Here is a 26295-nt window from a genome sequence, read left to right as displayed (position 1 = left end):
GATTCCACTGCGACCCCTGTTCATGGACAAATTATTGATTCGCGGCGGACGCCCCCTGACGGGCACGATCCGCATTTCTGGCGCCAAAAATGCTGCGCTGCCAGAGCTGTGCGCGACGCTGCTGACGGCCGAGCCCGTCACCTTGACCAACGTGCCGCGCCTGCAGGATGTGGCCACCATGCTCACGCTGATCCGCAACATGGGCGTGCAGGTAGAGCAGGGCACGGGTGACGATGCCGGCACGGTGCAGATCAATGCTGGCGGCCTGTCGTCACCCGAAGCTCCGTACGAACTGGTGAAGACCATGCGCGCCTCGGTGCTGGCGCTGGGCCCGCTGCTGGCGCGTTTTGGCGAAGCCACCGTGTCGCTGCCCGGTGGCTGCGCCATTGGTTCGCGCCCGGTTGACCAACACATCAAGGGCCTGCAAGCCATGGGCGCCGAGATTGTGGTCGAACACGGCTACATGATCGCCAAGCTGCCCAAGGGCTGGACGCGCCTGAAGGGCGCCCACATCACCACCGACATGGTGACCGTGACCGGTACCGAAAACTTCCTGATGGCGGCGTCGCTCGCCGAGGGCGAAACCATTCTGGAAAACGCCGCGCAAGAGCCAGAGATTACCGACTTGGCCGAGCTGCTGATCAAGATGGGCGCCAAGATCGAAGGCCACGGCACACGCCGCATCCGCATCATCGGTGTTGAAAAACTCCATGGCGCCACCCACCAAGTAGTGGCCGACCGCATCGAGGCTGGCACCTTCTTGTGCGCCGTGGCCGCCACCGGTGGCGACGTGCTACTGCAGCATGGCCGCGCCGACCATCTGGACGCCGTGATCGACAAGCTGCGCGATGCCGGCGTGAGCGTGACCGCGCTGCCCGATGGCATTCGTGTGGCCTCGCCCGGCCCGGCGCACCAACACGTGAAGGCGCAGAGCTTTCGCACCACCGAATACCCTGGTTTCCCCACCGACATGCAGGCCCAGTTCATGACGCTGAACTGCATTGCCCAAGGGGCCAGCAAGGTGACCGAGACGATTTTTGAAAACCGCTACATGCACGTCAACGAGCTGGTGCGCCTGGGCGCGCACATCCAGATCGATGGCAAAGTGGCGGTGATCGAAGGCATTGCCAAACTCTCGGGCGCCACGGTGATGGCCACCGACCTGCGCGCGTCTGCCAGCCTGGTGATCGCCGGCCTAGTGGCCGAAGGCGAAACCATGGTCGACCGCATCTACCATTTGGACCGTGGCTACGACCAGATGGAAGCGAAATTACGAGGCGTAGGTGCCGACATCGAACGTGTGTCGAACAGTCCTGCACTTGCCTAAACGGACAAAAACAAAATGATCACTCTCGCACTGTCCAAGGGACGCATCTTCGACGAAACCCTGCCGCTGCTGCAGGCCGCTGGCATCGAGGTTTTGGAAGACCCGGAAAAATCGCGCAAGCTGATTTTGCCGACCAACCGCGCCGATGTGCGCGTGGTGCTGGTGCGCGCCTCTGACGTGCCCACCTATGTGGAAAACGGCGGCGCCGACCTCGGCATCACCGGCAAAGACACCCTGCTGGAACACGGCACCCAAAACCTGTACCAGCCGCTGGATCTGCAAATTGCCAAGTGCCGCATCAGCGTGGCCGTGCGCAACGACTTCGACTACGCCTTTGCCGTGCGCCAAGGCGCGCGCCTGCGCGTGGCCACCAAATACGTGGCGATTGCGCGCGACTTCTTCGCCACCAAGGGCGTGCACGTCGACCTGATCAAGCTCTACGGCAGCATGGAACTCGCACCGTTGACCGGCTTGGCCGATGCCATCGTCGATCTGGTCTCCACCGGCAACACGCTGCGCGCCAACAACCTGGTGGAGGTCGAGCGCATCATGGACATCAGTTCGCGCTTGGTGGTGAACCAGGCCGCGCTGAAGCTCAAGCAAGCGCCGATCCGCGAGTTGATTGAAGCGTTCTCGGGCGCCGTGGCGGCGCGCGAAGCCGCTAAATCTGCCGCTAAAGCTTCGGCCTAAATTTTTTTCCTTCATCTTCTTAAATCAACGTCCTTTGGACTGAATTACTATGAAATTGGTAGCGTCTCCCGCAAGAATGTCAACCGCCAGCAGCACGTTTGATGCTGAATTCAAGGCGCGTTTGCATTGGTCGGCCGAGGCGGATGCTGCCATTGAGCATCGTGTGGCCGAGATCCTGGCCGACGTGCGTGCGCGTGGCGACGCGGCGGTGCTCGAATACACCCAGCGATTTGACGGCCTCGCTGCCGACAGCGTGAGCGCGTTGGAGTTGACCGCCGCTGAACTCAAAGCCGCGTTCGACGGCCTGCCTGCCGCGCAAAAAGATGCGCTGCAGTCCGCTGCCGCACGTGTGCGCCGCTACCACGAAGCGCAGAAAAAAGCCTCGGGCGAAAGCTGGAGCTACCGCGACGAAGACGGCACCCTGCTGGGCCAGAAGGTCACGCCGCTAGACCGCGTGGGCATCTACGTGCCCGGCGGCAAAGCGGCCTACCCCAGCAGCGTGTTGATGAACGCCATTCCGGCACACGTGGCCGGTGTGGGTGAAATCATCATGGTCGTTCCTACGCCGCGCGGTGAAAAGAACCCGCTGGTGCTGGCCGCCGCCTATGTGGCGGGTGTGAGCCGCGCGTTCACCATCGGTGGTGCGCAAGCTGTGGCCGCATTGGCTTACGGCACGGCCACCGTGCCCGGTGTCGACAAAATCACCGGCCCCGGCAACGCCTACGTGGCCAGCGCCAAGAAGAACGTGTTTGGCACCGTGGGCATCGACATGATTGCCGGCCCGAGCGAAATTCTGGTGTTGGCCGACGGCACCACGCCCGCCGATTGGGTGGCCATGGACTTGTTCAGCCAAGCCGAACACGACGAACTGGCGCAAAGCATTTTGTTGTGCCCCGATGCCGCCTACATCGACGCCGTGGCTGACGCCATCGACCGCCTGCTGCCGACCATGCCACGTGCCGAGATCATCGCCAAGTCGCTCACCGGACGCGGCGCCTTGATCCTCACCCGCGACATGGAAGAGGCCTGCGCCATCAGCAACCGCATCGCCCCGGAACACTTGGAAGTCAGCAGCCGCGACCCGCACCGCTGGGAGCCTCTGCTGAAACACGCCGGCGCCATCTTCCTCGGTGCCTACACCAGCGAAAGCCTGGGCGACTACTGCGCTGGCCCGAACCACGTGCTGCCCACCAGCGGCACGGCGCGTTTCTCTTCGCCGCTGGGCGTGTACGACTTCCAAAAGCGCAGCAGCCTGATCGAAGTGAGCGAAGCCGGTGCGCAAAAGCTGGGCTTGATCGCTGCCGAACTGGCCTACGGCGAAGGCCTGCAAGCCCACGCCCGTGCGGCCGAGCTGCGGTTAAACCCTGTGCCTGAAGCGCGAGTCGTGACGAATGTGAAAGGCCAGGCATGAACAGCGTGACGTCTCCTGACCTGGACACCGGCGCCCGCGCCCTGCAGCGCATCCGCCCCGATGTGCGCGCCATGCACGCCTACGCCGTACAGCCCGCCACCGGCGTGCTGAAGATGGACGCGATGGAAAACCCCTTCGGCCTGCCGCCCGCGCTGCAAGCGGCCTTGGGTGAGCGCTTGGGCCAACTGGCCTTGAACCGCTACCCCGGCGCACGCCAAAACGACCTCAAGGCCGCGCTGGCTTCGTATGCCGGCATGCCTGAAGGCAACAGCCTGATCTTGGGCAATGGTTCGGACGAGTTGATCAGCCTGCTGGCGCTGGCCTGCGCGCAGCCTACCGATGGCCAGCGCGCCACCATGCTCGCACCCATGCCGGGCTTCGTCATGTACCCCATGAGCGCGCAGTTGCAAGGCCTGGACTTTGTGGGCGTGGACTTGACGGCCGACTTCGAACTCGACGAGCCCGCCATGCTGGCCGCCATCGCCAAGCACCGCCCGGCCATCACCTACATCGCCTACCCCAACAACCCCACGGCCACGCTGTGGAATGAAGCGGTGGTGCAGCGCATCATCGACGCCGTGGGCGCGCAGGGTGGCCTGGTGGTGATGGACGAGGCCTACCAGCCCTTCGCCAGCCGCAGCTGGATCGCCAACATGCAGGCCGAGCCTGAACGCAACGGCCACGTGCTGCTGATGCGCACGCTCAGCAAGTTTGGCCTGGCCGGTGTGCGCCTGGGTTATCTCATCGGCCCGGCCGCGCTAGTGAACGAGATCGACAAGGTGCGTCCGCCCTACAACATCAGCGTGCTCAACTGTGAAGCCGCTTTGTTTGCGCTGGAACACGCCGAGGTGTTTGCCGAGCAGGCGACCACCTTGCGCGCCGAGCGCGAGCGCCTCATCGCCGCGCTGCGCGCCATGCCGGGCATCTTGAAATGCTGGGACAGCGAGGCCAATATGGTGTTGGTGCGCATGGCCGATGCCGGCGCGGTTTTTGCGGCTTTGAAGGCGCGCAAGATCCTGATCAAGAACGTTTCTACAATGCACCCATTGCTGGGCAACTGCCTGCGCCTCACCGTTGGCAGTGCCGACGAGAACGCGCAACTGTTGGCCGCACTCCAAACCTCACTATGACCACGACCACCATGCCCCGCACCGCCGAGGTGTCGCGCAACACCGCCGAGACCAAGATCACCGTGCGCGTCAACCTGGACGGCACCGGCCAGGCCAAGCTGAAGACCGGCATCGGCTTCTTCGACCACATGCTCGACCAGATCGCCCGCCACGGCTTGATCGATCTGGAAATCGACTGCGAGGGCGACCTGCACATCGACGGCCACCATACGGTGGAAGACGTGGGCATTACCCTCGGCCAAGCGGTCTACAAAGCGGTGGGCGACAAAAAAGGTATTCGCCGCTACGGCCACGCCTACGTGCCGCTGGACGAAGCCTTGTCACGTGTGGTGGTCGACTTCTCTGGCCGTCCTGGCCTGGACATGCACATCCCGTTCACCAGCGGCATGGTTGGCGCGTTCGACACGCAGCTCACCTACGAATTTTTTCAGGGCTTTGTGAACCATGCGTTTGTCACGCTGCACATCGACAACCTGAAGGGTGTGAACGCCCACCACCAGTGCGAAACCGTGTTCAAAGCCTTTGCGCGTGCCTTGCGTGCGGCGCTGGAGCTTGACCCGCGCTCGGTGGGGGTGATTCCTTCCACCAAAGGTTCGCTCTAAGCATAATTGCCCATTTACGCAGTTCCAATCAGCACAAGAAGCTATGACTTTGGTAGCAAATAAGTCCGTCGCCGTGGTCGACTACGGCATGGGCAACCTGCGGTCGGTGTCGCAGGCCGTGATGGCCGTCGCCGCCGACACCGGGTACGAGGTGATCGTCACCAGCAATCCTGAAGACGTGCGCCGCGCCGAACGCATCGTTCTGCCCGGTCAGGGCGCCATGCGCGACTGCATGCACGAGCTGCAGGCCTCGGGCCTGAAAGAAGCCGTGCTGGAGGCCGCCGCCAACAAGCCCTTGATGGGCGTGTGTGTCGGCATGCAGATGCTGCTGGACCACAGCGAAGAACAAGACACGCCCGGCCTGGGGTTGATTCCCGGCCACGTGCGCCGCTTTCAACTCGAAGGCCGTTTGCAGCCCGATGGCAGCCGCTTTAAGGTGCCGCAAATGGGCTGGAACCAAGTGCGCCAACAAGCGCCAGGCGGCCAGCGCCACCCCATTTGGGGCGAGGTGCCGGACGACGCCTACTTCTACTTCGTGCACAGCTTCTACGTGCAGCCAACCGCTGTGGCGCACAGCGCCGGCCTGGCCGATTACGGCGGGGTCTTTACGGCAGCAGTCGCACGCGATAACATTTTTGCAACCCAGTTCCACCCAGAAAAGAGCGCTGCCCATGGCTTGGCGCTGTACCGCAATTTTCTGCACTGGAATCCCTGAGTTATTTCTTTCAACTTTTCTTCACTCACGCTGCCCACAGCACCATGCTTCTAATTCCTGCAATTGATCTGAAAGACGGACAGTGTGTTCGTCTTAAACAAGGCGACATGGATCAATCCACCATCTTCAGCGAAGACCCAGCGGCCATGGCACGCAGTTGGGTCGACAAGGGCGCTCGGCGCCTGCATTTGGTGGATTTGAACGGCGCGTTCGCGGGCAAGCCCAAGAACGAGTTGGCCATTCGCCAAATCTTGAAGGAAGTCGGCGGTGAAATCGATGTGCAGTTGGGTGGCGGCATTCGCGACCTCGACACCATCGAGCGCTACCTCGACGCCGGCCTGCGCTACGTCATCATTGGTACGGCTGCGGTCAAGAACCCTGGCTTCCTGCAAGACGCCTGCACGGCGTTCGGCGGCCACGTCATCGTCGGCCTGGATGCCAAAGACGGCAAGGTGGCTACCGACGGCTGGAGCAAGCTCACCGGCCACGAAGTGGTCGACCTGGCCAAGAAGTTTGAAGACTACGGCGTCGAGTCGTTCATCTACACCGACATTGGCCGCGACGGCATGCTCACCGGCATCAACATCGAAGCCACCGTGCGCCTGGCACAAGCCATCTCCACGCCAGTGATCGCCTCGGGCGGCTTGTCGAACATTGCCGACATCGAGAAGCTGTGCGAAGTCGAGCCTGAAGGCGTCGAAGGCGTGATCTGCGGACGTGCCATCTACTCCGGCGACCTCGACTTTGAAGCGGCACAACTGCGCGCCGACGAACTCGCTGAGTAATTAGCGTCTTGGCACGGGCGGGCCGCGCATGCGCTGCGGCCCCGTGCCTTTGCCACCCCAGACCAACCGAGGGTTGACCGCCATGCCAGAACTCGCCGCACCCTACAACCGTCTCCCCTGCGTCAGCCTTGATCTACCCGGTGGCGACAAGCTGCTGGTGGCCGAGCAGGGCGCCCATGTGCTGTCTTGGCAAACCGCCGATGGCGTCGAGCGGCTGTTCCTCAGCGAGCGTGCCGTGCTCGACGGGCAAACACCCATTCGTGGCGGTGTGCCGGTGTGTTTTCCGCAGTTCAACCAACGTGTGCTGGATGGCCGCGCACTGCCCAAACACGGTTTTGCGCGCACCTTGCCATGGACGCTGGCCGCTGAAACGGCCGCCACCACGGCCCGCCCTGAAGCCACACTGCGCATGACCCTGCGCGACAGCGAGGCGACGCGCCAAAGCGGCTGGTCGTTTGCGTTTGAAGCGGCACTCGACGTGGTGCTCGCACCCGGTCGTTTGCGCCTCACGTTCTCGGTCACCAACACCGACCAGGTCGCCTGGCCGTTTGCGCTGGCGCTGCACACCTACCTGCGCGTGGCCGCCATTGAGCAAACCCGTTTGCTCGGCCTGGGCGACGCCACCTTCTGGGACGGCGTGAAGCACATAAACGACCAGAGCGTTCGCAGCCAACAGCTGGAGGCCGAGCTGCGTTTCACGTCTGAGACCGACCGCGTTTACAGCGCCGCCAAAGCGCCGCTGCAAGTGCAAGACGGCAGCCACAGCCTGCGCGTGGCGCAGAGCGACAACTTCACCGAGACCGTGGTGTGGAACCCGGGCGCGGCGCTCAGCGCCAAGCTCGACGACATGCCCGATGACGGCTACCGCCACATGCTGTGTGTCGAGGCCGCGCGCATCGAACAACCGGTGCGCCTGCAGCCCGGCGAGCAGTGGAGCGCCTGGCAAGAACTCAGCGTGGCCTGATCTCGCGCCTTTTTTTGATCTCTTAAATCTCTGAACTTCCCATGCTTGCCAAACGCATCATCCCTTGCCTCGACGTGACCGGTGGCCGTGTCGTCAAAGGCGTTAACTTTGTGGAGCTGCGCGACGCCGGTGACCCGGTGGAAATCGCCGCGCGCTACAACGAGCAGGGGGCCGATGAGCTGACCTTTCTGGACATCACCGCCACCAGCGACGGGCGCGACCTGATCCTGCACATCATCGAATCCGTGGCCTCGCAGGTGTTTATCCCGCTGACGGTGGGCGGCGGTGTGCGCGTGGTGGAAGACGTGCGCCGGCTGTTGAACTCCGGTGCCGACAAGGTGAGCTTCAACTCTGCCGCCATCTCCAACCCTGACGTGATCACCAACGCCTCGGCCAAGTACGGCGCGCAGGCGATTGTGGTGGCCATCGATGCCAAGCGTCGCAGCGCCGAAGACGCCGCCATTCGTGGCCCGGGCTGGGACGTTTACAGCCACGGCGGCCGCAAAAACACCGGGCTGGATGCCGTGGCCTGGGCGACCGAGATGGCGCAGCGCGGCGCCGGCGAAATCTTGCTCACCAGCATGGATCGCGACGGTACCAAGTCGGGCTTTGACTTGGCGTTGACGCGCGCCGTGAGCGACGCGGTCAGCGTGCCGGTGATCGCCTCGGGCGGCGTGGGCAACCTCGACCACTTGGCCGATGGCGTGCAGCAAGGCGGCGCCGATGCGGTGCTGGCCGCCAGCATCTTCCACTACGGCGAATTTACCGTGGGCCAAGCCAAGCAACGCATGGCCGAGCGCGGTATTCCGGTGCGCACCTGAGCCCAGAGCGGAAGCTGTCATATTGTGAATTTATGATAGCTGCCGCCGCAGACGCAGTACGCGCAAGAAGCCGATTTCACTCTTAACTTTAAAAAGCTGTTCGTGGGGCTATGGTCAGAGCGCCTAAGCAAATCACGCACAATCCACACATGAACTGGTTAGACGAAGTGAAATGGGATGCGCAGGGCCTGGTGCCCGTGATCGCACAAGAAGCGAGCAGCGGCGATGTGCTGATGTTCGCCTGGATGAACCGCGAGGCGCTGGCCAAAACGGCGGAGCTGAAGCGCGCCGTGTACTTCAGCCGCTCGCGCAACAAGCTGTGGTTCAAAGGCGAAGAGTCGGGCCACGTGCAAACCGTGCACGACATCCGAATCGACTGCGACAACGACGTGGTGCTGCTGAAGGTGACACAGCTCGGCCATGAGCCTGGCATTGCCTGTCACACCGGCCGCCACAGCTGCTTTTTCAGCAGCCTGGAACAATCTACCGACGGCGCGCCCCAATGGCACGCCGTTGAGCCGGTCTTGAAAGACCCGGAATCCATCTACAAATAAGCGCATGAGTTCTTCTTCTACTTCTTCGGCCACGTCGTCCATCTCGCAAGATGCGCTGGCCCGCTTGGCCGCCGTCATCGAATCGCGCAAACCCAGCGCCGGTGGCGACCCTTCGGCCAGCTACGTGGCACGGCTATTGCACAAAGGCCCGGACGCGTTTTTGAAGAAAATTGGCGAAGAAGCCACCGAGACGGTGATGGCCGCCAAGGATGTGGACCACGGCGGCGACCCGCAAAAGCTGGTCTACGAAGTGGCCGACTTGTGGTTCCACTCGATGATTGCGCTGGCGCACTACGGGTTGAAGCCGGCGGACGTGATTGCCGAACTGGAGCGCCGTGAAGGCACCAGCGGCATTGAAGAAAAAGCCCTGCGCAAAGCGCAGGACCGTGAAGAGTTGGAAGACAAAGGCTAAACCATGGACGACATCGTCGACGTGCAGGTGAAAGACAGCGAGAAAGCCCAGTCCCTCAAGTCGATTGGCTGGGTGAGCTATTTGTTGCACCTGATCGTCGCGGTGGGCACGGTATTGCCGGGGGCACAGCCCGGTGTGTTTTTGCTGATCGTCGCGTTGATCATCGATCTGGTGAAAAAACCCGAGGCCGAAGGCACCTGGCAGGCCAGCCACTTCTCGTGGCGCATCCGCTCGGTGCTGTGGGCTGGTGTGTTCTATGTGATCACCTTCCCGTTGTTCTTGCTGTTTTTGCTGCCTGGCTTTGTGGCCTGGGGCATCATCTCCATTTGGTTCCTGTACCGCATCGTGCGCGGCATGGTGGCCATGAACGCCAGCCAGCCGGTTGGCCTCTGAACCTTTAGTTGACCCTCATGCCTGATGTGAACCACGATCCCAATTGTTTGTTCTGCAAAATCATTGCGGGCCAGATCCCATCGCGCAAGGTGTATGAAGACGACCAAGTCTTCGCCTTCCACGACATCCACCCCTGGGCACCGGTGCACTTTTTGATGGTGCCCAAGGCGCATATCCCGTCGTTGGCGCAGGTCACACCTGAACATGCGCCGTTGCTCGGTCACATCATGACGCTGGCGCCGAAGCTGGCGGCGGAGCAGGGCTGTAATCCGTACCCCACCGGCGGCTTTCGCGTGGTGGCCAACACCGGCGACGAGGGCGGCCAAGAGATTCACCACTTGCACTTTCACGTCATTGGCGGTCCACGCCCGTGGCTGAAGGGGTGATGAGGGGTAATGAAGCATTGAACCCTGGGTCACTACCAGGGTCAAATTCCGTACGGCGCGCAGGTGAGACCTGTGCAGCCGACTAAAATCAAGACAAATTGTTAGGAGTTCACCATGGGTTCGTTTTCTATCTGGCATTGGTTGATCGTGTTGTTGATCGTGGTCATGGTGTTCGGCACCAAGAAGCTGAAGAACATCGGCGGCGACCTCGGCGGTGCGGTCAAGGGCTTCAAAGACGGCATGAAAGAGGGCTCCACCACGCCTGAAGACAAGCCGGCCGGCCAAGTGGCTAACGCTGCTGCCGCTGAAAAGACCACCATCGACGTCGAAGCCAAGACCAAGTCTTAAGCAAGGCGAACGCGCGTGATTGATATCGGCATATCCAAAATGGCGCTGATCGGCGCGGTGGCCTTGGTGGTCATCGGGCCTGAGAAGTTGCCGCGCGTGGCGCGCACGGTGGGCACTCTGCTTGGCAAGGCGCAGCGCTATGTGTCGGACGTGAAGGCCGAGGTCAATCGCTCGATGGACCTGGACGAGCTGAAGAAGATGAAGGACACCATCGAGGGCGCCGCCCGCGATGTGCACACTTCGGTGCAAACCAGCGCCAGCGAGTTTGAGCAGTCCATCTCCGGTACCAGCGACTACTCGGCCAGCAGCCTGGCCGACGAACCGTACGTCCACTATCCCGAATACAAGCACCCCAAGAAGAACTGGCGTGTCAAGCAGGGCGCCATGCCGCAGTGGTACAAGGCGCGCGCGGGTGTGCGCACCAAGGCCTTGTCTGGCGCGGCACGGGTGGCGCGTTACCGTCCGCAAAAAATCAATTAAGTTGACCGGTCTTTCTCTTCATCCCACCGTTTTCCCGCCCAGCGGGTTGGCGTTTGCGGGGTGTGCTTCCGGTCCAGCACCGGCCTGATTTCCATTTTTCTCCCACCATGTCCGACCCGCAGAAACCAGAAGAAGACGAGCTTGCCGGCACCGAGCAGCCCTTTGTGCAGCACCTGGTGGAGCTGCGTGACCGGCTGATCAAGGCCATCATTGCTGTGGCCGTGGCCGCAGGGGTGCTGTCGGTGTTCCCTGGCCCTGGTGCGCTGTACGACCTGCTGGCCGCGCCGCTGGTGGCCACGTTGCCCAAAGGTGCCACGCTGATCGCCACATCGGTGATCTCGCCGTTCCTGGTGCCGTTGCAGATCATGTTCATGGCGGCATTCTTGATTGCCTTGCCGATCGTGCTGTGGCAAATCTGGGCGTTTGTGGCGCCGGGCCTGTACAAGCATGAACGCCGCTTGGTGTTGCCGTTGGTGATCTCCAGCACGCTGCTGTTTTTTGTCGGCGTGGCGTTTTGTTATTTCTTTGTGTTCGGCCAGGTGTTCAAGTTCATTCAGAGCTTTGCGCCCAAGAGCATCACCGCCGCGCCTGATATCGAGGCTTATCTGAGCTTCGTGCTGACGATGTTCCTGGCCTTTGGCTTGGCGTTCGAGGTGCCGATTGTGGTGATCGTGCTGGCGCGCATGGGCATTGTGAGCATCGACAAACTCAAGGCTTTCCGTGGCTACTTCGTGGTGCTGGCGTTCATCATTGCCGCCATCGTGACGCCGCCGGATGTGGTGTCACAACTGGCGCTGGCCGTGCCGATGTGCCTGTTGTACGAGATTGGCATTCGTGCTGCGCAGTTCTTTATCGTCCACACCAAGGCGCCGGAAGATGAGGTCGAAGGCGAGGCCAAGGCCAGCGACGCTTGAGTTTGTTTAAGGGTTAAGGAAAAGCCGCCGTTTACGCTGTATTGGTGAGCGACGATAGCTATTAAATGAATAGTAAAAACAAAGGGCCGCATTTGCGGCCCTTTGTTTTGGTGTTGATGCTTGTCGATGTTTTTCGCGGCCTTAGCGCGCGGGGCGCTGCGGTGTGGGCCGCAGGCCAGGTGTCACTTCCAGCGTGAGCTTGCTGCTCTGGCGCAGCACTTCAAACGTGGCGGCCGTGCCGGGTTTCAGTGCAGCCACGCTGCTCAACAGTTCAGACACGTTGTGCACGTTTTTGTCGGCCACGGTGGTGATCACATCGCCCGGGCGAATGCCGGCTTTGGCCGCAGGGCCGTTTTGCAGCACGCCGGTGATGATCACGCCCTGGTCGGCTTTCACGCCAAAGGTTTCGGCCAGCTCTGGTGACAACTCGTTCGGTTCCACACCAATCCAGCCACGGCGCACCTGGCCTTCGGTGACGATGCCCTCCAACACCAGCTTGGCGGTGGCCACCGGAATGGCGAAACCAATGCCCATGCTGCCGCCCGAGCGCGAGTAGATGGCGGTGTTGATGCCCATCAGGTTGCCGTTCACGTCGACCAGCGCGCCGCCCGAGTTGCCGGGGTTGATGGCGGCGTCGGTCTGGATGAAGTTCTCAAACGTGTTGATGCCCAGTTGGTTGCGGCCCAGCGCGCTGACGATGCCGCTGGTCACGGTTTGGCCCACGCCAAATGGGTTGCCGATGGCCAGCACCTGGTCGCCCACCAGCAAAGCGTCGGAGTTGCCGAGCACGATCACCGGCAGCTTGTCGAGGTCGATCTTCAACACGGCCAGGTCGGTATCGGGGTCGGTGCCGATCACTTTGGCGGTGACGTGGCGGCTGTCGGTCAAGATGACTTCGATCGCATCGGCGCCTTCGACCACGTGGTTGTTGGTCAGGATGTAGCCGTTGGGGCTGACGATCACGCCGCTGCCCAAGCCCGCCTGGGTTTGGTTGCCCTGGTCGCCAAAGAAGAAGCGAAACCACGGGTCGTTGGAGCGCGGGTCGCGCGCGGCCATCTTGCTGGTGTTGATGCTGACCACGGCGGGAGACGCTTGGCGCGCGGCGGCACTGAAGCTGCCGGCCACTGGTGCCGTGCTGGTGGAGGCGGGCGCTTCAATCAACGACACCGAGCCAAAGCCGCCGCGTGTGGGGCGGCCTACCCATTCGGGCTTGAGCGTGGCCACCACAAAATAGGCGGCCAGCAGGACGGTGACGGATTGGGCAAAAACGAGCCAAAGGCGCTTCATGGTTGTGGATGCTTGCAAAGTGAGCAAAAGGGGCCGTGGTGTCGCCTTTTGGGCGGCGCACGGGTAGGCGAATAAGCTGATGGATTGTCGTTGAGAACTGCAACCGCGCAGCCCTCACAACGAGTGGGCCCGGGCGGTGGTTGTCATGCGGTGGAACGCTTGTCGACACTGCCGCTCGGGCAGTGCCTATGCTACCGGTGTGGAATCGGGTAAACACCTATAATATTTGAAACAGTCTGTGCCAGCCTGATCCGTTCCTCGCGCCAGAGCCATCCGCTCCCGCGCCCGCTTGGCCCTCCACCCCCGGGTTTCTTCTGAATGGCCGCTTGGCTGCGGTGTCTCCATCCTTGGCATCGCTTAGATCGTGAGCTCACGTTCTTTCGCGCAGCAGTTCCGTTACTGGTCCCTGCTTAAAGATTCAAGATGTCCGCTTCCCCTTCGCTTACCGCAGGCGCCAAGGCCCCTGCCGCGACTTCGTTGTCGCCTTCCTTGTCACGTGGTGACGTCCGTACGCTGAGCCTGTCTGCCCTGGGCGGCACGCTGGAGTTTTACGACTTCGTGGTCTACGTGTTTTTTGCCAACGTACTCGGCCACCTGTTCTTCCCGGCCGAAATGCCGGACTGGATGCGCCAGTTGCAAACCTTTGGCATCTTCGCCGCCGGCTACCTGTCGCGCCCCCTCGGCGGTATTTTGATCGCCCACTTTGGCGACGTGCTCGGCCGCAAGCGCATGTTCACCTTGAGCATTTTCTTGATGGCACTGCCCACGCTGGTCATCGGCCTGTTGCCCACCTACGCCAGCATTGGCGTGGCGGCACCTTTGCTGCTGCTGGCGATGCGCGTGTTGCAAGGCGCTGCCATTGGAGGCGAAATGCCAGGCGCCTGGGTGTTTGTGGCTGAACACGTGCCATCGCACCGCTACGGCTTTGCCGTGGGCACTCTGACGGCGGGCATCACCGGCGGCATTTTGCTGGGTTCGCTGGTGGCCGTGGGCATCAACACCTACTACTTGCCGGCCGAAGTGAACGACTTCGCCTGGCGCATTCCATTCATCTTGGGTGGCGTGTTTGGCTTTGTGTCGGTCTACCTGCGCCGCTTTTTGCATGAGACACCCGTCTTCAAGCAACTGGCCGAGCGCCGCAAGGTCGACGCCGAATTGCCCCTCAAAACCATTCTGCGCGACCACCGCGCGGCCGTGGTGGTGGTGGGCCTGCTGACTTGGGTGCTGTCCGCCGCCATCGTGGTGGTGGTGTTGATGACGCCGAGCTACCTGCAAAAAGTGCATGGCGTGTCGCCACAGCTGTCGCTGTGGGCCAATGCCTTTGCCACATTGACGCTGACCATCGGCTGCGCGCTGATGGGGTGGGGCGCTGACCGCTTCGGCACCCGCGCCATGATGATCGTGGGTTATGGCGGTTTGCTGCTCACGTCGTACCTGTTCTACCACGGCCTGCCAGGCACGCCGACGTCGCTGGTGTTGACCTATGGCCTGGTCGGTCTGTTCGTTGGCTCGATCTCGCTGGTGCCGGTGATTGGTGTGCGCGCCTTCCCGGCCGCTGTGCGGTTCTCTGGCTTGTCGTTCGCCTACAACATGTCTTACGCCATCTTTGGTGGTGCCACGCCGATCGTGATTTCGCTGTGGTTGCAGAAAGACGTGCTGGCGCCCGCGCACTATGTCGCGGCCTTGGCTGCTTTAGGCTTGTTGCTGGGCTTGCTGCCGATCTCGTCGCGCAGCCACATGGAAACGCAGGCCCACAAGGCCTGATTCCGGGCCTGATTGCCGCAAGCGGGTGGTGAGGCTGAGACAATCACAGCATGAGTACCACCCGTTTGGAATTGCTGCAGGCGTTTGACACGCTGCTGCAGCCCGCCCGCTTCAAAGACTACGGCCCTAACGGCCTGCAAGTCGAGGGCAAGCCCGAGATCCAGCGCATCGTCTCGGGCGTCACTGCCAGCCGCGCGCTGATTGAAGCCGCGATTGAAGCGAAAGCGGACGCTATCTTTGTGCACCACGGTTTGTTCTGGCGCGGCCAAAGCGGCGTTGTCACGGGCTGGATGAAGCAGCGCTTGGCCTTGCTGCTGGCGCACGACATCAATCTCTTTGCCTACCACCTGCCGTTGGACGCGCACCCCACGCTGGGCAACAACGCGCAACTGGGTTTGCAATTGGGTTTGAGCACGCCAGCCGAGGGCGGACGCTTTGGCGATAACGACCTGGGTTTTCTGGGCCAGCGCAGCGACGGCAGCGCGTTTGCCAGTAGCGATGCCTTGGCGGCCCACGTGGAGTTATGCTTAAAACGGCCTGTGACGCTTATCCCTGGTGCGCAAGGTGCTATTCAAAACGTAGCATGGTGCACGGGCGGCGCGCAGTCGTACTTTGAAGCGGCGATTGCCGCTGGCGCCCAGGCTTTCATCACCGGCGAAATCTCGGAGCCGCAGGCGCATTACGCGCGCGAGTGCGGTGTGACTTTCATCGCCTGTGGTCACCACGCGAGTGAACGGTATGGTGCACCCGCTGTAGCAGCACACGTGGCCGGGCAACTGGGTTTGGCGCACAGTTTCATCGATATTGATAACCCGGCATGAGTCCCGTGATACGTACTGCTGTGCCCACGCCATCCACCGCTTTACCGTTGGCCATCACGCTGGGTGACCCGGCCGGCATCGGCCCCGAAATCATTGCCAAGACCTACCGTGAAGCGCCTTCGTTGACGCGTGGAAGTTTCGTGGCGGGAGACGTGGCCACGATGCGTGAAGCCAGTCGTATCGTGTGCCCGCACGGTGCGGTGCCGCTGCCGGTGGCCGTCATCGAAAACGCGGCGCAAGTGTGGATGGTTCCACCGAGTTGTATTCCGGTGCTGCAGATCACGCAGCCCCTCGGTCCATTGCAGATTGCAATGGGCGTCGTGAGCGCGGCCGCTGGACGCGCTGCGGCCGATGCCGTGGAGTGGGCGGCACGCGCGGCATTGCGTGGCGAAGTGGCCGCTTTGGTCACCGCACCGTTGCACAAAGAGGCTTTGTCGGCGGCTGGCGTGGCGTTTCCGGGCCACACCGAGCTGCTGCAGGCTGAATCTGCAGCTTATTTACAACAGCCCATTAGCGATGTCCCGGTGCGCATGATGCTGGCGAATGACGAGTTGCGCACGGTGCTGGTGAGCATCCACATCTCGTTGCGCGATGCCATCGAGGCCGTCACCTTTGATAACGTGCTGCAGACTTTGCGCATCACACACAAGTCGGTTGCGGCAAGCTTAGGCCGAGCCCCGCGCATTGCTGTGGCTGGCTTGAATCCGCATGCGGGTGAGGGCGGATTGTTTGGCCGAGAGGAGCTGGAAACAATTCAACCCGCCATCGCTGCTGCCCGTGCCGAAGGGTTGGATGTACATGGTCCGTTTGCACCCGACACCGTGTTCATGCGCGCCCGTGCCAAGAACAGCCAGCCTGGTGAGTTTGATGTGGTGGTCGCGATGTACCACGACCAGGGCTTGATCCCGGTGAAGTACCTGGGTGTCGACAAAGGTGTGAATGTAACGCTGGGCTTGCCGCTGGTGCGCACCAGTCCAGACCACGGCACGGCGTTTGATATTGCCGGTACCGGCCAGGCCAGCGCAGCCAGCCTGATCGAGGCATTGCACATGGCCCGGCAACTGTTGGGGCCTGCTGCAGCGTAAGCGCGCGGGTAGAACAAGCTCAAAAAGGGCGAAAGAAAGGGGCTCGCGAGCCCCTTTCTTTTTGCTTATTTCTTCAGGCTATCGCGGATTTCGCGCAGCAGCACCACGTCTTCTGGTGTGGCTGGAGGTGCCTCAGGCGGCACATCTTTCTTCAGACGGTTGACCTGCTTGATCATCATGAAAATGATGAAGGCCAAGATGACGAAGTTGACTGCAATGGTGAGAAAGTGGCCATAAGCCAACAGTGGCACGCCGGCTTTTTTCAGAGCGTCATAGTTCATCGCGACATCTGGCGGCACCGTACCCAACACCACAAACATGTTCGAGAAATCGAGCTTGCCGAAGACCAGGCCCACGATGGGCATGATCAGGTCAGCCACCACCGAGTCGACGATCTTGCCAAATGCGCCGCCGATGATCACGCCGACGGCCAGATCGATGACGTTGCCTTTGACGGCGAACTCTTTAAATTCTTTCAGCATTCCCATTTGTGTTCACTCTCATTCAATCGTTGATACGAGCACCTATTGTCCACAAAATGATGCGCTTGCAACGTTCTACCCTGGTAAGCACGTTGAGATGTTTGTAATCGCTCCGCTACAATCATTTTGGCGAAAAATTACAACGACGATCATTGAGGATCTTCCCCATGAGCGAGACACAAGTCGACAGCAGCAAACGGACGTGGATGATTGCGTCAGGTTGCGCTGGGGCGGTAGGCGGAGTTGCCGTAGCCGTACCCTTTGTCAGTTCCTTTAGCCCATCGGAGAGGGCGAGAGCAGCGGGGGCTGCCGTAGAGGTGGATATTTCGAACCTAAAGCCAGGGGAGAAGTTAACGGTCGAATGGCGCGGCAAGCCCGTTTGGATCGTGAAGCGTACGCCAGAGATGCTGGCCGATTTGCCCAAGAACGACCCGGAGTTGGCAGACCCCAAGTCTCTGCGCAAGCCCGATGAGTTGACGCCAGCCTATGCGCGCAACGAAGGCCGTTCCATCAAACCAGAAATTTTTGTCGCGGTAGGCATTTGCCCGCATCTGGGCTGTTCTCCATCCGACAAATTCCAGAAGGGCGCCCAGCCGTCCTTGCCTGACAACTGGGAGGGCGGTTTTCTCTGCCCTTGCCATGGTTCCACCTTCGATATGGCCGGCCGTGTGTTCAAGAACAAGCCTGCGCCAGACAACCTCGAGGTGCCGCCGCACATGTTTGTGACGGACACCCGCTTGTTGATTGGCGAAGACAAAAAAGCCTGATTCTTGACCGCACGTTCTACCGGAGCATACCGTGGCAGAAATGAATGAAATTTCCCCCAACGCACCAGCCTCTGCAAAGTTGTTGAATTGGGTTGATAACCGTTTTCCGGCATCCAAGCTCTACAAAGAGCACTTGAGCGAGTACTACGCGCCCAAGAACTTCAACTTCTGGTACTTCTTTGGCTCGCTGGCCATGTTGGTGCTGGTGATCCAGATCGTGACGGGGATTTTCCTCGTCATGCACTACAAGCCTGAGGCCACGCTGGCATTCGCCTCCGTTGAATACATCATGCGCGATGTGCCCTGGGGTTGGCTCATCCGCTACATGCACTCCACGGGCGCCTCGGCGTTCTTTGTGGTGGTCTACCTGCACATGTTCCGCGGGCTGTTGTACGGCAGCTACCGCAAGCCACGTGAGCTGGTGTGGATCTTCGGTTGCGCCATCTTCCTGTGCCTGATGGCCGAAGCCTTCATGGGTTACCTGCTGCCATGGGGCCAGATGAGCTACTGGGGTGCGCAGGTGATCGTGAACCTGTTTGCTGCCATTCCGTTCATTGGCCCAGATCTGGCGCTGCTGATCCGTGGCGACTACGTGGTGGGCGACGCCACGTTGAACCGTTTCTTTAGCTTCCACGTGATTGCAGTGCCGCTGGTGCTGTTGGGCCTAGTGGCAGCGCACATCATTGCGCTGCATGAAGTCGGCTCGAACAACCCCGACGGCATTGAAATCAAGGCCACCAAGGGCGCAGACGGCCACCCACTCGACGGTATTCCGTTCCACCCGTACTACACGGTGCACGACATTCTGGGTGTGGCAGTGTTCTTGATGGCGTTCTCGGCGGTGATCTTCTTCGCCCCTGAGTTTGGCGGCTACTTCTTGGAGTACAACAACTTCATTCCAGCCGACTCGCTGAAGACGCCGGCGCACATTGCCCCCGTCTGGTACTTCACGCCGTTCTACTCGATGCTGCGCGCCATCACCGATGAAATGAAGTACGTGCTGATGGCTTGCGTGCTAGGCACGGCTGTTTTCACCGCCGTAAAAACCCGCTTGCCTGCATTGGTCAAGGGCGTGGCGTTGGTTGTGGCCCTGGGTGTGTGTGCCTTCATGTACAGCACGGACGCCAAGTTCTGGGGCGTGGTGATCATGGGCGGTGCCGTCATTATTCTGTTCTTCTTGCCTTGGCTGGATAACTGCGGCGTCAAGTCGATTCGCTACCGTCCTAGCTGGCACAAATACATCTACGCCATTTTTGTGGTCGATTTCTTCGTCCTGGGTTACCTGGGCGTGCAGCCACCGTCACCTGCGGGTGAACGGATTTCGCAAATCGGCACCTTGTTCTACTTCGGCTTCTTCCTGCTGATGCCATGGTGGAGCGCCAAGGGCGAAACCAAGCCCGTGCCCCAACGCGTTAATTTTGCTGCGCACTAAGCCGGAGAGCTAGACGATGAAAAAAATCAAACAATTGTTGGCAGGTGTGTGGCTGGTGGCTGGTGTGGTGGCCGGAGTGCAAGCCTCCGAAGGCGGCTTTGCCTGGGACAAGGCGCCGAACCGTACCAACGACGTGGTAGCGCTGCAAAACGGCGCTAAATTGTTCGTCAATTACTGTCTCAATTGCCACTCGGCAGCCTTCATGCGGTTCAACCGTTTAAAGGACATTGGACTCAGTGATCAGCAGATCAAGGATAATCTCCTGTTCACGACCGATAAAGTCGGCGAAACCATGCGGGCGGCGATCGATCCCAAACAGGCGAAAGACTGGTTTGGGGCCAATCCACCCGACCTCACTGTGATTTCGCGCTCACGCGCGGGCCACGGCGGAACAGGGGCTGACTACCTCTACACCTACCTGCGCAGTTACTACCGCGACGACACCAAGGCCACAGGCTGGAACAACATGGTGTTTCCGTCGGTGGCCATGCCCAACCCCCTGTGGGAGTTGCAAGGTGAGCGCAAGCCCATATATGAGGTCATGAGCGAGCACGGGCACGAAGAGCATGTGTTCAAAGGGTGGGAGCAAGTGAAGCCGGGTACCATGTCGCCGCTAGCGTTTGACCAAGCGACCGGTGATCTGGTCTCGTACCTGCAGTGGATGGCCGAGCCGGCGCAGAACACCCGCGTGCGGGTGGGCGTTTGGGTAATGATTTTTCTTGGCGTGTTTACCTTCATTGCGTGGCGTTTGAATGCCGCGTTCTGGAAAGACGTCAAGTAGTTAAGAGCGAGTCTGTTACGCCAATTTGGCGTTAGCGGCTTTTTCAGAGTGGGACGTCTGCACGACCTCCCACTCTTTTGATTTTTAGGAGCTTGTTGCCATGATGGTGCTTTATTCGGGAACCACTTGCCCGTTTTCTCATCGCTGCCGTTTCGTCTTGTTCGAAAAGGGCATGGACTTTGAAATCCGTGATGTGGATCTGTATAACAAACCAGAAGACATCAACGTGATGAACCCGTACGGCCAGGTGCCTATCCTGGTTGAGCGCGATTTGATTCTGTATGAATCGAACATCATCAACGAGTACATCGACGAGCGCTTCCCGCACCCACAACTGATGCCTGGCGACCCTGTCGACCGCGCCCGTGTGCGCCTGTTCCTGCTCAATTTCGAGAAGGAACTGTTTGTGCACGTCGGTTTGCTGGAGTCGCGCGCTTCCAAGGGCAACGAAAAAGCCCTGGAAAAAGCCCGTGCCCACATCCGCGACCGTTTGACGCAACTCGCTCCCGTGTTCTTGAAGAACAAGTACATGTTGGGCGAAAACTTCTCCATGCTCGACGTGGCCATCGCACCGTTGCTGTGGCGTCTGGACTTCTATGGCATCGACCTGAGCAAGAACGCTGCGCCATTGTTGAAGTATGCTGAGCGTATTTTCTCGCGCCCGGCCTACATCGAAGCGCTGACGCCATCTGAAAAAGTGATGCGGAAGTAAGCTTGATCGGCCCCAACTGATGATGAATGCATTGGAATCGACGTCGACCCGCCCCTATCTGATTCGGGCGCTGTATGAATGGTGCACTGACAACGGTTTTACGCCCTACGTGGCGGTGTTGGTGGACGATTCCGTGCAGGTGCCGAGGGAGTATGTGAAAGACGGCGAAATCGTCCTCAACATCAGTTTTGATGCCACCAGCTCGCTTAAGTTGGGTAATGAATTCATTGAATTCAAAGCCCGCTTTGCTGGCACCGCTCGGGAAATCTTGGTGCCCGTGGGCCGTGTCATCGCTATCTATGCGCGTGAAAACGGGCAGGGCATGGCGTTTCCAGCGCCTGTCGCCGCGCCCGCAGTGCGCAGCGACGAGCCAGCGGCTTCGAAGAACGCGCTGCGCTCGGTACCAGATGCTGCGCCTGATGAGGAGGAAATCTCTGTCGAGGAGAGCAACTCCAACATCGTGCCGCTAGGACTGGTTGATGGCTCGTCTTCGTCTTCCGCTGAAGATGCACCCGAGCCCCCACCGCCCCGTGGTCCAGGCCCACGGCCGGCGTTGAAGCGCGTCAAGTAAGGTTTGAAGTAAGTTTTTGTTGCAGCCAGAAACCTGCAAAGGAATCTGTAAAATGCGGCGCTGTTGCCGATTTAGCTCAGTTGGTAGAGCACCCGCCTTGTAAGCGGTAGGTCGTCAGTTCGATTCCGACAATCGGCACCATTCAACTTATCCCATAACGCACCAAGCGTTTCAAACTTTAGTCCTTAGTCGCGCTTAGTAACGTCAGCGCTTGGGTTCAAAAGTCGTCTCAAAAGCAGCCTCGTGCTGCTTTTTTCGTTTGGGCTTCGTCATCAGCCAACTCGTCAATCCCGCCCTAGAAACCTAGCGGCTCAGTTCTTCAATTGAACCTTGAGCCGAATTGAAGTAACCTGCCACCCCTTCGTGCGCAGATGTGCGAGCAGCGCCGGTGCAAGTTGCCTCAGCTTGGCAGACGCGGCAGAGCTTTCTACCAGCAGACACCACACGTCGCCGTCAATCGGCCCTGCCTTGATATGCGGGCGCAATGTGGCGGGAATGAGGGGTTCAATGGCTTTCAGCCGTTGTGAAGAGTCCTTCACCAAGGCCGTCAAACGCTTGAGTGACGGGGAGTCTTCCGCCGCTTTCAGCGCGGTGATGGTTTGTTGGCTATAGCGCATGGTGGACGGTTTTGAGACACAAGAGTGCCTGAAATGAGCGCGATCTTGGCGTGATGAAGGGAAAGAGCGAATGCACTTGATTATCACGGATGCCTGGCTGGCCAGAAGCCGGGCCATCCATCTCAGTGGTACCCGGTTGTTGGCGGTGGGCGTGGTGGCCTCGGTTTTGCTGATGTTGATGACGGTCAGCGTGTACCACTGGCTGGTGATGGCCGGTGCGGGCGAGGGTGCTGGGCGCCTGGGGCGTTTTGTGTTGAACGACGAAGCGGCTCAGCGAGAGCGCTTCATGCGCGAGAACCTAGATGCCATGGCGAAGAAAGTGGGCGAGATGCAAGCCAGGCTCTCGCAGCTGGATTCGTTGGGTGAGCGGGTGTCGGGCCTGGCAGGCATCAGCACCATCAAGCCCAGCGCCCCCACGGCTGGGCAGGGCGGCGCGCTGGTGGCCAGCCGCTCGCTGTCGGTGCAGGAGCTGGATGCATTGCTGCAAGAACTGAATGTGGCGGCAGAGCAGCGCTCCGACTGGATGACCATGGTCGAGTCCCGCTTGCTGGACGAAAAAATCCGCAAATCGATGATTCCCACGCAAATGCCGAGTACCACCGGCGTGCTGGGGTCGCCATTTGGCTGGCGCATCGATCCCTTGACCGGCCGCTCCGCGCTGCACACCGGAATGGACTTTCAGGCTGCTCAAGGTGACCCTATCGTGGCCGCCGCTGGCGGTGTGGTGGTGACGCAGGAATACCACCCCGAGTACGGCCAGATGGTGGAGATTGACCACGGCAACGGATTGGTCTCACGCTACGCCCATGCGTCAAAGGTGTGGGTGAAAAAGGGGGACTTGGTGCGTCGCGGGCAAAAAATAGCCGAGGTGGGCACCACCGGCCGCTCCACAGGGCCACATTTGCACTTTGAAGTGCTGGTGCAAGGCGTGCCGCAAAACCCCGAAAAATTTCTTGCGGCGGGCCGAGAATTACCAAATTCTGGCGTCATGACCGCGAAGTCAGCCCCAACACCCGGTCGCGTTATTTCACATAGGTAAAATCGTTCGGTTTTGGCGAAGAAAATCGTCACCGCACGCTGGCCGTGGCTTGAGATTCTTCGCCGCGGCCTCAGTTGGTTCCAAACGTTTTAGGGATTTTGCTCTCGGCTCTGTCGGTTTGGCAGGTGCGGAGAGTTTGCTTACATGACCACCAATTTCCTCACCAAAATTTTCGGTAGCCGCAACCAGCGCCTGCTCAAGCAGTACCGCAAGACTCTGGAGCGCATCAATGCCCTGGAGCCCCAGTTCGAAAAACTGAGTGACGATGAGTTGCGTGGCAAAACCCAGGTCTATAAAGACCGTGTGGCCGCCGGGGAAACGCTGGACGCCATCTTGCCCGAAGCCTTTGCCACGGTGCGTGAGGCCTCCAAGCGCGTGATGAAGATGCGCCACTTCGATGTGCAGATGCTGGGTGGCATGTCGCTGCACAACGGCAAGATCTCCGAAATGCGCACGGGTGAAGGCAAGACGCTGACCGCCACGCTGCCGGTGTACCTGAACGCGTTGTCAGGCAAGGGCGTGCACGTGGTCACGGTCAACGACTATCTCGCCAACCGCGATGCGACGTGGATGTCCCGCCTGTATAACTTCCTGGGTTTGACGGTGGGTATCAACCTGCCGCAAATGCCGCGTGAGGACAAGCAGGCGGCTTACAACTCCGACATCACCTACGGCACCAACAACGAATACGGCTTCGACTACCTGCGTGACAACATGGTTTACGAGGTGAATGACCGTGTGCAGCGCGCGTTGAACTACGCCATCATCGACGAGGTGGACTCCATCCTGATCGACGAAGCGCGCACCCCGCTGATCATCAGCGGCCAAGCCGAAGACCACACCGCACTGTACCTGGCCATCCACAAAGTGGTACCGCTGCTGACGCGCCAGGAAGGCGAAGCCGACCCACGCACCGGCGAGGGCATCATCACCCCCGGTGACTTCACCATCGACGAGAAGTCGCATCAGGTGTTTTTGACCGAAGCTGGCCACGAAAACGCCGAACGCATTCTGTTCGAACAAGGTTTGATTCCCCAAGGTGCGTCGCTGTACGACCCTGCGAACATCAGCCTGGTGCATCACCTGTATGCGGCACTTCGCGCCCAGCATCTGTACCACCGAGACCAGCATTACGTGGTGCAAAACGGCGAGATCGTCATCGTTGACGAGTTCACCGGCCGCCTGATGACGGGCCGCCGCTGGAGTGATGGCTTGCACCAAGCGGTGGAAGCCAAAGAGGGCGTGGCCATTCAGGCTGAAAACCAGACGATGGCGTCGATCACGTTCCAGAACTACTTCCGCCTGTACAACAAGCTCTCCGGCATGACCGGCACGGCCGACACCGAGGCCTACGAATTCCAAGAAATCTACGGCCTGGAAACGGTGGTGATTCCACCGAATCGCCCGAGCAAGCGCGACGACCAACTCGACCGCGTGTACAAAACCACGGCCGAAAAATACCAGGCGGCGATCCAAGACATTCGCGAATGCTACGAGCGCGGCCAACCCGTGCTGGTGGGCACCACGTCGATTGAGAACTCGGAAATCATCGATGCGCTGCTCAACAAAGAAGGCCTGCCGCACCAGGTGCTGAACGCCAAGCAACACGCGCGTGAAGCCGACATCGTGGCCCAAGCCGGTCGCCCGAAGATGATCACCATCGCCACCAACATGGCTGGCCGTGGTACCGACATCGTGCTCGGCGGCAACTTGGAGAAAGCCCTCGAACAAGTTGAAAACGACACCACGCTCGACGAAGCCGCGAAGGCTGCTGAAATCGAACGTGTGCGTGCGCAAACCGCTGCTGACCATGAAAAGGTGAAAGCCTTGGGTGGTCTGCGCATCATCGCCACCGAGCGCCACGAGTCACGTCGTATCGACAACCAACTGCGTGGCCGTTCGGGCCGTCAGGGCGACCCGGGCTCTTCGCGTTTCTACCTGAGCCTGGACGACACGCTGATGCGCATCTTCGCGGGCGACCGTGTGCGCGCCATCATGGACCGTTTGAAGATGCCCGAAGGCGAGGCCATTGAAGCTGGCATCGTGACGCGCAGCATCGAGAGCGCGCAACGCAAGGTGGAAGCACGCAACTTCGACGTGCGCAAACAGCTGCTGGAATACGACGACGTTTCCAACGACCAGCGCAAGGTGATCTACCAGCAGCGCAACGACATTCTGGACGCCGGTGACTTGGCCGAGCAAATCGCCAGCCTGCGCGAAGGCTGCTTCACAGACGTGGTACGCCAATACGTGCCCGCAGAGTCCGTGGAAGAGCAATGGGATATTCCTGCGCTCGAACGCACCTTGCGTGATGAGTGGCAGCTGGAAGTGCCCTTGGCGGCGGAAGTGCAAAGTGCCACGGCCATCACCGACGAAGAAATTGTCGAACGTGTGGTGAAGAGCGCCAACGACTCCTTCCAGGCCAAGGTCGACTTGGTAGGCGGTGCCAACTTCACGCAGTTTGAGCGCATGGTCTTGCTGCAAAGCGTGGACTCGCACTGGCGTGAACACTTGAGTGCGTTGGACTATCTGCGCCAAGGCATTCACCTGCGCGGCTATGCACAAAAGCAACCCAAGCAAGAATACAAGCGCGAAGCGTTTGAGCTGTTTGGCCAGTTGCTCGACGCCGTGAAGAACGACGTCACCAAGGTGTTGATGACCGTGAAGGTGCAAACCAGCGAACAAGCGGCTGAAGCCGCCGAAGTGCTGGAGCAGCGCGGCGATGGTATTGCCAACGTGACCTACAGCGCGCCCAACGAGTCCGGTGAGGTGGAAACGCGAGTTGAAGGCGCCACCACCGTGGCAGGTGCGACTGCTGCGGCTGCCGGGGCTGAATTTGCCAATGTGGGCCGCAACGACCCGTGCCCTTGCGGTAGCGGCAAGAAGTACAAAGCCTGTCACGGTAAGCTGGCTTAATATCCCTTGAAAACGCCCGTGGACCGCAAGGTTCACGGGCGTTTGGCCGATGGTGCATAAAGCGCCGTCTTTTGAACATCTTGAACCAC

General features: G+C 60.3%; 29 protein-coding genes and 1 tRNA gene. 27 read left to right on the top strand and 3 right to left on the bottom strand.

Features of this window, described 5'->3' with window-relative positions; genetic code table 11:
- Positions 1–22: 22 nt before the first annotated feature.
- From murA to tatC, 16 genes are all read left to right on the top strand, one after another.
- Complete coding sequence (gene murA, locus ACPWMG_RS23130) at positions 23–1327, top strand: UDP-N-acetylglucosamine 1-carboxyvinyltransferase (RefSeq protein WP_483301844.1); 1305 nt, start codon at positions 23–25, stop codon at positions 1325–1327.
- Positions 1328–1342: 15 nt separating this feature from the next.
- Entirely contained in the window at positions 1343–2017 is a 675-nt protein-coding gene (gene hisG / locus ACPWMG_RS23125) for an ATP phosphoribosyltransferase (protein ID WP_483301843.1), read from the top strand.
- Between the two features lie 49 nt (positions 2018–2066).
- Positions 2067–3428, top strand: a complete 1362-nt coding sequence (hisD, locus tag ACPWMG_RS23120) for a histidinol dehydrogenase (protein WP_483301842.1) — start codon at positions 2067–2069, stop codon at positions 3426–3428.
- Positions 3425–4558, top strand: a complete 1134-nt coding sequence (hisC, locus tag ACPWMG_RS23115) for a histidinol-phosphate transaminase (protein WP_483301841.1) — start codon at positions 3425–3427, stop codon at positions 4556–4558. The genes hisD and hisC overlap by 4 nt, the downstream gene beginning before the upstream one ends.
- A complete protein-coding gene (hisB, locus tag ACPWMG_RS23110; RefSeq protein WP_483301840.1) occupies positions 4555–5160 on the top strand; it encodes an imidazoleglycerol-phosphate dehydratase HisB in 606 nt (201 codons plus the stop codon). Before hisC ends, hisB begins: the two co-directional genes overlap by 4 nt.
- Before the next feature lie 43 nt (positions 5161–5203).
- Positions 5204–5875: an imidazole glycerol phosphate synthase subunit HisH gene (gene hisH / locus ACPWMG_RS23105; protein ID WP_483301839.1), complete on the top strand. Its 672-nt coding sequence runs from the start codon at positions 5204–5206 to the stop codon at positions 5873–5875.
- Positions 5876–5919: 44 nt separating this feature from the next.
- Complete coding sequence (gene hisA, locus ACPWMG_RS23100; RefSeq protein WP_483301838.1) at positions 5920–6660, top strand: 1-(5-phosphoribosyl)-5-[(5-phosphoribosylamino)methylideneamino]imidazole-4-carboxamide isomerase; 741 nt, start codon at positions 5920–5922, stop codon at positions 6658–6660.
- 82 nt (positions 6661–6742) lie between these two features.
- Positions 6743–7624 carry a D-hexose-6-phosphate mutarotase gene (locus ACPWMG_RS23095; protein ID WP_483301837.1) on the top strand — a complete coding sequence of 294 codons (882 nt, stop codon included), beginning with the start codon at positions 6743–6745 and terminating at the stop codon, positions 7622–7624.
- A 41-nt stretch (positions 7625–7665) separates the two neighbouring features.
- A complete protein-coding gene (hisF, locus tag ACPWMG_RS23090; protein ID WP_483301836.1) occupies positions 7666–8445 on the top strand; it encodes an imidazole glycerol phosphate synthase subunit HisF in 780 nt (259 codons plus the stop codon).
- Positions 8446–8594: 149 nt separating this feature from the next.
- On the top strand, positions 8595–8999 hold the full coding sequence (gene hisI, locus ACPWMG_RS23085; protein WP_483301835.1) for a phosphoribosyl-AMP cyclohydrolase: 405 nt from the start codon (positions 8595–8597) through the stop codon (positions 8997–8999).
- 4 nt (positions 9000–9003) lie between these two features.
- The gene (locus ACPWMG_RS23080) at positions 9004–9411 is read left to right on the top strand and encodes a phosphoribosyl-ATP diphosphatase (protein ID WP_483301834.1); all 408 of its coding nucleotides are present in this window, start codon (positions 9004–9006) and stop codon (positions 9409–9411) included.
- 3 nt (positions 9412–9414) lie between these two features.
- On the top strand, positions 9415–9804 hold the full coding sequence (locus tag ACPWMG_RS23075) for a DUF4870 family protein (RefSeq protein ID WP_483301833.1): 390 nt from the start codon (positions 9415–9417) through the stop codon (positions 9802–9804).
- A 17-nt stretch (positions 9805–9821) separates the two neighbouring features.
- On the top strand, positions 9822–10190 hold the full coding sequence (locus tag ACPWMG_RS23070; RefSeq protein WP_483301832.1) for a histidine triad nucleotide-binding protein: 369 nt from the start codon (positions 9822–9824) through the stop codon (positions 10188–10190).
- A gap of 114 nt (positions 10191–10304) precedes the next feature.
- Complete coding sequence (gene tatA, locus ACPWMG_RS23065) at positions 10305–10538, top strand: Sec-independent protein translocase subunit TatA (RefSeq protein ID WP_422830939.1); 234 nt, start codon at positions 10305–10307, stop codon at positions 10536–10538.
- Between the two features lie 15 nt (positions 10539–10553).
- Complete coding sequence (gene tatB / locus ACPWMG_RS23060) at positions 10554–11018, top strand: Sec-independent protein translocase protein TatB (protein ID WP_483301831.1); 465 nt, start codon at positions 10554–10556, stop codon at positions 11016–11018.
- A 107-nt stretch (positions 11019–11125) separates the two neighbouring features.
- Positions 11126–11932: a twin-arginine translocase subunit TatC gene (tatC, locus tag ACPWMG_RS23055; RefSeq protein WP_483301830.1), complete on the top strand. Its 807-nt coding sequence runs from the start codon at positions 11126–11128 to the stop codon at positions 11930–11932.
- Positions 11933–12073: 141 nt separating this feature from the next.
- Here tatC and ACPWMG_RS23050 read toward each other — a convergent pair whose 3' ends face one another.
- On the bottom strand, positions 12074–13219 hold the full coding sequence (locus tag ACPWMG_RS23050; protein ID WP_483301829.1) for a trypsin-like peptidase domain-containing protein: 1146 nt from the start codon (positions 13217–13219) through the stop codon (positions 12074–12076).
- Positions 13220–13642: 423 nt separating this feature from the next.
- Here ACPWMG_RS23050 and ACPWMG_RS23045 point away from each other — a divergent pair, with 423 nt between their 5' ends.
- The 3 genes from ACPWMG_RS23045 to pdxA are packed head-to-tail and all read left to right on the top strand — an operon-like array spanning position 13643 to position 16889.
- Entirely contained in the window at positions 13643–14983 is a 1341-nt protein-coding gene (locus ACPWMG_RS23045; protein ID WP_483301828.1) for an MFS transporter, read from the top strand.
- 50 nt (positions 14984–15033) lie between these two features.
- Complete coding sequence (locus tag ACPWMG_RS23040; protein ID WP_483301827.1) at positions 15034–15804, top strand: Nif3-like dinuclear metal center hexameric protein; 771 nt, start codon at positions 15034–15036, stop codon at positions 15802–15804.
- Positions 15801–16889 carry a 4-hydroxythreonine-4-phosphate dehydrogenase PdxA gene (gene pdxA, locus ACPWMG_RS23035; RefSeq protein ID WP_483301826.1) on the top strand — a complete coding sequence of 363 codons (1089 nt, stop codon included), beginning with the start codon at positions 15801–15803 and terminating at the stop codon, positions 16887–16889. Before ACPWMG_RS23040 ends, pdxA begins: the two co-directional genes overlap by 4 nt.
- A 65-nt stretch (positions 16890–16954) precedes the next feature.
- Here pdxA and mscL read toward each other — a convergent pair whose 3' ends face one another.
- Entirely contained in the window at positions 16955–17377 is a 423-nt protein-coding gene (mscL, locus tag ACPWMG_RS23030; protein WP_483301825.1) for a large conductance mechanosensitive channel protein MscL, read from the bottom strand.
- A 161-nt stretch (positions 17378–17538) separates the two neighbouring features.
- Here mscL and petA point away from each other — a divergent pair, with 161 nt between their 5' ends.
- The 6 genes from petA (at position 17539) to ACPWMG_RS23000 (ending at position 21775) form a co-directional block, all read left to right on the top strand.
- Positions 17539–18138 (top strand): ubiquinol-cytochrome c reductase iron-sulfur subunit, encoded by a 600-nt coding sequence (gene petA / locus ACPWMG_RS23025; RefSeq protein WP_483301824.1) that lies wholly within the window; start codon positions 17539–17541, stop codon positions 18136–18138.
- Between the two features lie 40 nt (positions 18139–18178).
- Positions 18179–19570, top strand: a complete 1392-nt coding sequence (locus ACPWMG_RS23020; protein WP_483301823.1) for a cytochrome b — start codon at positions 18179–18181, stop codon at positions 19568–19570.
- Positions 19571–19586: 16 nt separating this feature from the next.
- Entirely contained in the window at positions 19587–20351 is a 765-nt protein-coding gene (locus ACPWMG_RS23015) for a cytochrome c1 (RefSeq protein ID WP_483301822.1), read from the top strand.
- 100 nt (positions 20352–20451) lie between these two features.
- Positions 20452–21063, top strand: coding sequence for a glutathione S-transferase N-terminal domain-containing protein (locus tag ACPWMG_RS23010; protein WP_092758180.1), 612 nt, complete (start codon positions 20452–20454; stop codon positions 21061–21063).
- A 22-nt stretch (positions 21064–21085) separates the two neighbouring features.
- On the top strand, positions 21086–21634 hold the full coding sequence (locus ACPWMG_RS23005) for a ClpXP protease specificity-enhancing factor (RefSeq protein WP_483305317.1): 549 nt from the start codon (positions 21086–21088) through the stop codon (positions 21632–21634).
- Positions 21635–21699: 65 nt separating this feature from the next.
- Positions 21700–21775 (top strand) — tRNA-Thr (locus ACPWMG_RS23000).
- Positions 21776–21945: 170 nt separating this feature from the next.
- Here ACPWMG_RS23000 and ACPWMG_RS22995 read toward each other — a convergent pair.
- On the bottom strand, positions 21946–22251 hold the full coding sequence (locus tag ACPWMG_RS22995) for a DciA family protein (RefSeq protein WP_483301821.1): 306 nt from the start codon (positions 22249–22251) through the stop codon (positions 21946–21948).
- A 70-nt stretch (positions 22252–22321) separates the two neighbouring features.
- Between ACPWMG_RS22995 and ACPWMG_RS22990 the strand changes: the two genes are divergently transcribed.
- Positions 22322–23290 (top strand): M23 family metallopeptidase, encoded by a 969-nt coding sequence (locus tag ACPWMG_RS22990; RefSeq protein WP_483301820.1) that lies wholly within the window; start codon positions 22322–22324, stop codon positions 23288–23290.
- A 144-nt stretch (positions 23291–23434) separates the two neighbouring features.
- Entirely contained in the window at positions 23435–26206 is a 2772-nt protein-coding gene (gene secA, locus ACPWMG_RS22985; protein WP_483301819.1) for a preprotein translocase subunit SecA, read from the top strand.
- The last annotated feature ends 89 nt before the right edge of the window (positions 26207–26295 follow it).

This window comes from Hydrophilobacter chitinilyticus (assembly GCF_049860745.1).
Classification (GTDB): domain Bacteria; phylum Pseudomonadota; class Gammaproteobacteria; order Burkholderiales; family Burkholderiaceae_C; genus Rhodoferax_B.
Note: the sequence above shows the minus strand (reverse complement) of the source record. Positions and strands in the feature narration are given on the sequence as shown.

Excerpts from the sequence above, each read along its gene's own strand:
- murA (WP_483301844.1), top strand. The coding sequence starts at position 23 with ATGGACAAATTATTGATTCGCGGCGGACGCCCCCTGACGGGCACGATC.
- hisG (WP_483301843.1), top strand. The coding sequence starts at position 1,343 with ATGATCACTCTCGCACTGTCCAAGGGACGCATCTTCGACGAAACCCTG.
- hisD (WP_483301842.1), top strand. The coding sequence starts at position 2,067 with ATGAAATTGGTAGCGTCTCCCGCAAGAATGTCAACCGCCAGCAGCACG.
- hisC (WP_483301841.1), top strand. The coding sequence starts at position 3,425 with ATGAACAGCGTGACGTCTCCTGACCTGGACACCGGCGCCCGCGCCCTG.
- hisB (WP_483301840.1), top strand. The coding sequence starts at position 4,555 with ATGACCACGACCACCATGCCCCGCACCGCCGAGGTGTCGCGCAACACC.
- hisH (WP_483301839.1), top strand. The coding sequence starts at position 5,204 with ATGACTTTGGTAGCAAATAAGTCCGTCGCCGTGGTCGACTACGGCATG.
- hisA (WP_483301838.1), top strand. The coding sequence starts at position 5,920 with ATGCTTCTAATTCCTGCAATTGATCTGAAAGACGGACAGTGTGTTCGT.
- ACPWMG_RS23095 (WP_483301837.1), top strand. The coding sequence starts at position 6,743 with ATGCCAGAACTCGCCGCACCCTACAACCGTCTCCCCTGCGTCAGCCTT.
- hisF (WP_483301836.1), top strand. The coding sequence starts at position 7,666 with ATGCTTGCCAAACGCATCATCCCTTGCCTCGACGTGACCGGTGGCCGT.
- hisI (WP_483301835.1), top strand. The coding sequence starts at position 8,595 with ATGAACTGGTTAGACGAAGTGAAATGGGATGCGCAGGGCCTGGTGCCC.
- ACPWMG_RS23080 (WP_483301834.1), top strand. The coding sequence starts at position 9,004 with ATGAGTTCTTCTTCTACTTCTTCGGCCACGTCGTCCATCTCGCAAGAT.
- ACPWMG_RS23075 (WP_483301833.1), top strand. The coding sequence starts at position 9,415 with ATGGACGACATCGTCGACGTGCAGGTGAAAGACAGCGAGAAAGCCCAG.
- ACPWMG_RS23070 (WP_483301832.1), top strand. The coding sequence starts at position 9,822 with ATGCCTGATGTGAACCACGATCCCAATTGTTTGTTCTGCAAAATCATT.
- tatA (WP_422830939.1), top strand. The coding sequence starts at position 10,305 with ATGGGTTCGTTTTCTATCTGGCATTGGTTGATCGTGTTGTTGATCGTG.
- tatC (WP_483301830.1), top strand. The coding sequence starts at position 11,126 with ATGTCCGACCCGCAGAAACCAGAAGAAGACGAGCTTGCCGGCACCGAG.
- ACPWMG_RS23050 (WP_483301829.1), bottom strand. The coding sequence starts at position 13,219 with ATGAAGCGCCTTTGGCTCGTTTTTGCCCAATCCGTCACCGTCCTGCTG.
- ACPWMG_RS23045 (WP_483301828.1), top strand. The coding sequence starts at position 13,643 with ATGTCCGCTTCCCCTTCGCTTACCGCAGGCGCCAAGGCCCCTGCCGCG.
- ACPWMG_RS23040 (WP_483301827.1), top strand. The coding sequence starts at position 15,034 with ATGAGTACCACCCGTTTGGAATTGCTGCAGGCGTTTGACACGCTGCTG.
- pdxA (WP_483301826.1), top strand. The coding sequence starts at position 15,801 with ATGAGTCCCGTGATACGTACTGCTGTGCCCACGCCATCCACCGCTTTA.
- mscL (WP_483301825.1), bottom strand. The coding sequence starts at position 17,377 with ATGGGAATGCTGAAAGAATTTAAAGAGTTCGCCGTCAAAGGCAACGTC.
- petA (WP_483301824.1), top strand. The coding sequence starts at position 17,539 with ATGAGCGAGACACAAGTCGACAGCAGCAAACGGACGTGGATGATTGCG.
- ACPWMG_RS23020 (WP_483301823.1), top strand. The coding sequence starts at position 18,179 with ATGAATGAAATTTCCCCCAACGCACCAGCCTCTGCAAAGTTGTTGAAT.
- ACPWMG_RS23015 (WP_483301822.1), top strand. The coding sequence starts at position 19,587 with ATGAAAAAAATCAAACAATTGTTGGCAGGTGTGTGGCTGGTGGCTGGT.
- ACPWMG_RS23010 (WP_092758180.1), top strand. The coding sequence starts at position 20,452 with ATGATGGTGCTTTATTCGGGAACCACTTGCCCGTTTTCTCATCGCTGC.
- ACPWMG_RS23005 (WP_483305317.1), top strand. The coding sequence starts at position 21,086 with ATGAATGCATTGGAATCGACGTCGACCCGCCCCTATCTGATTCGGGCG.
- ACPWMG_RS22995 (WP_483301821.1), bottom strand. The coding sequence starts at position 22,251 with ATGCGCTATAGCCAACAAACCATCACCGCGCTGAAAGCGGCGGAAGAC.
- ACPWMG_RS22990 (WP_483301820.1), top strand. The coding sequence starts at position 22,322 with ATGCACTTGATTATCACGGATGCCTGGCTGGCCAGAAGCCGGGCCATC.
- secA (WP_483301819.1), top strand. The coding sequence starts at position 23,435 with ATGACCACCAATTTCCTCACCAAAATTTTCGGTAGCCGCAACCAGCGC.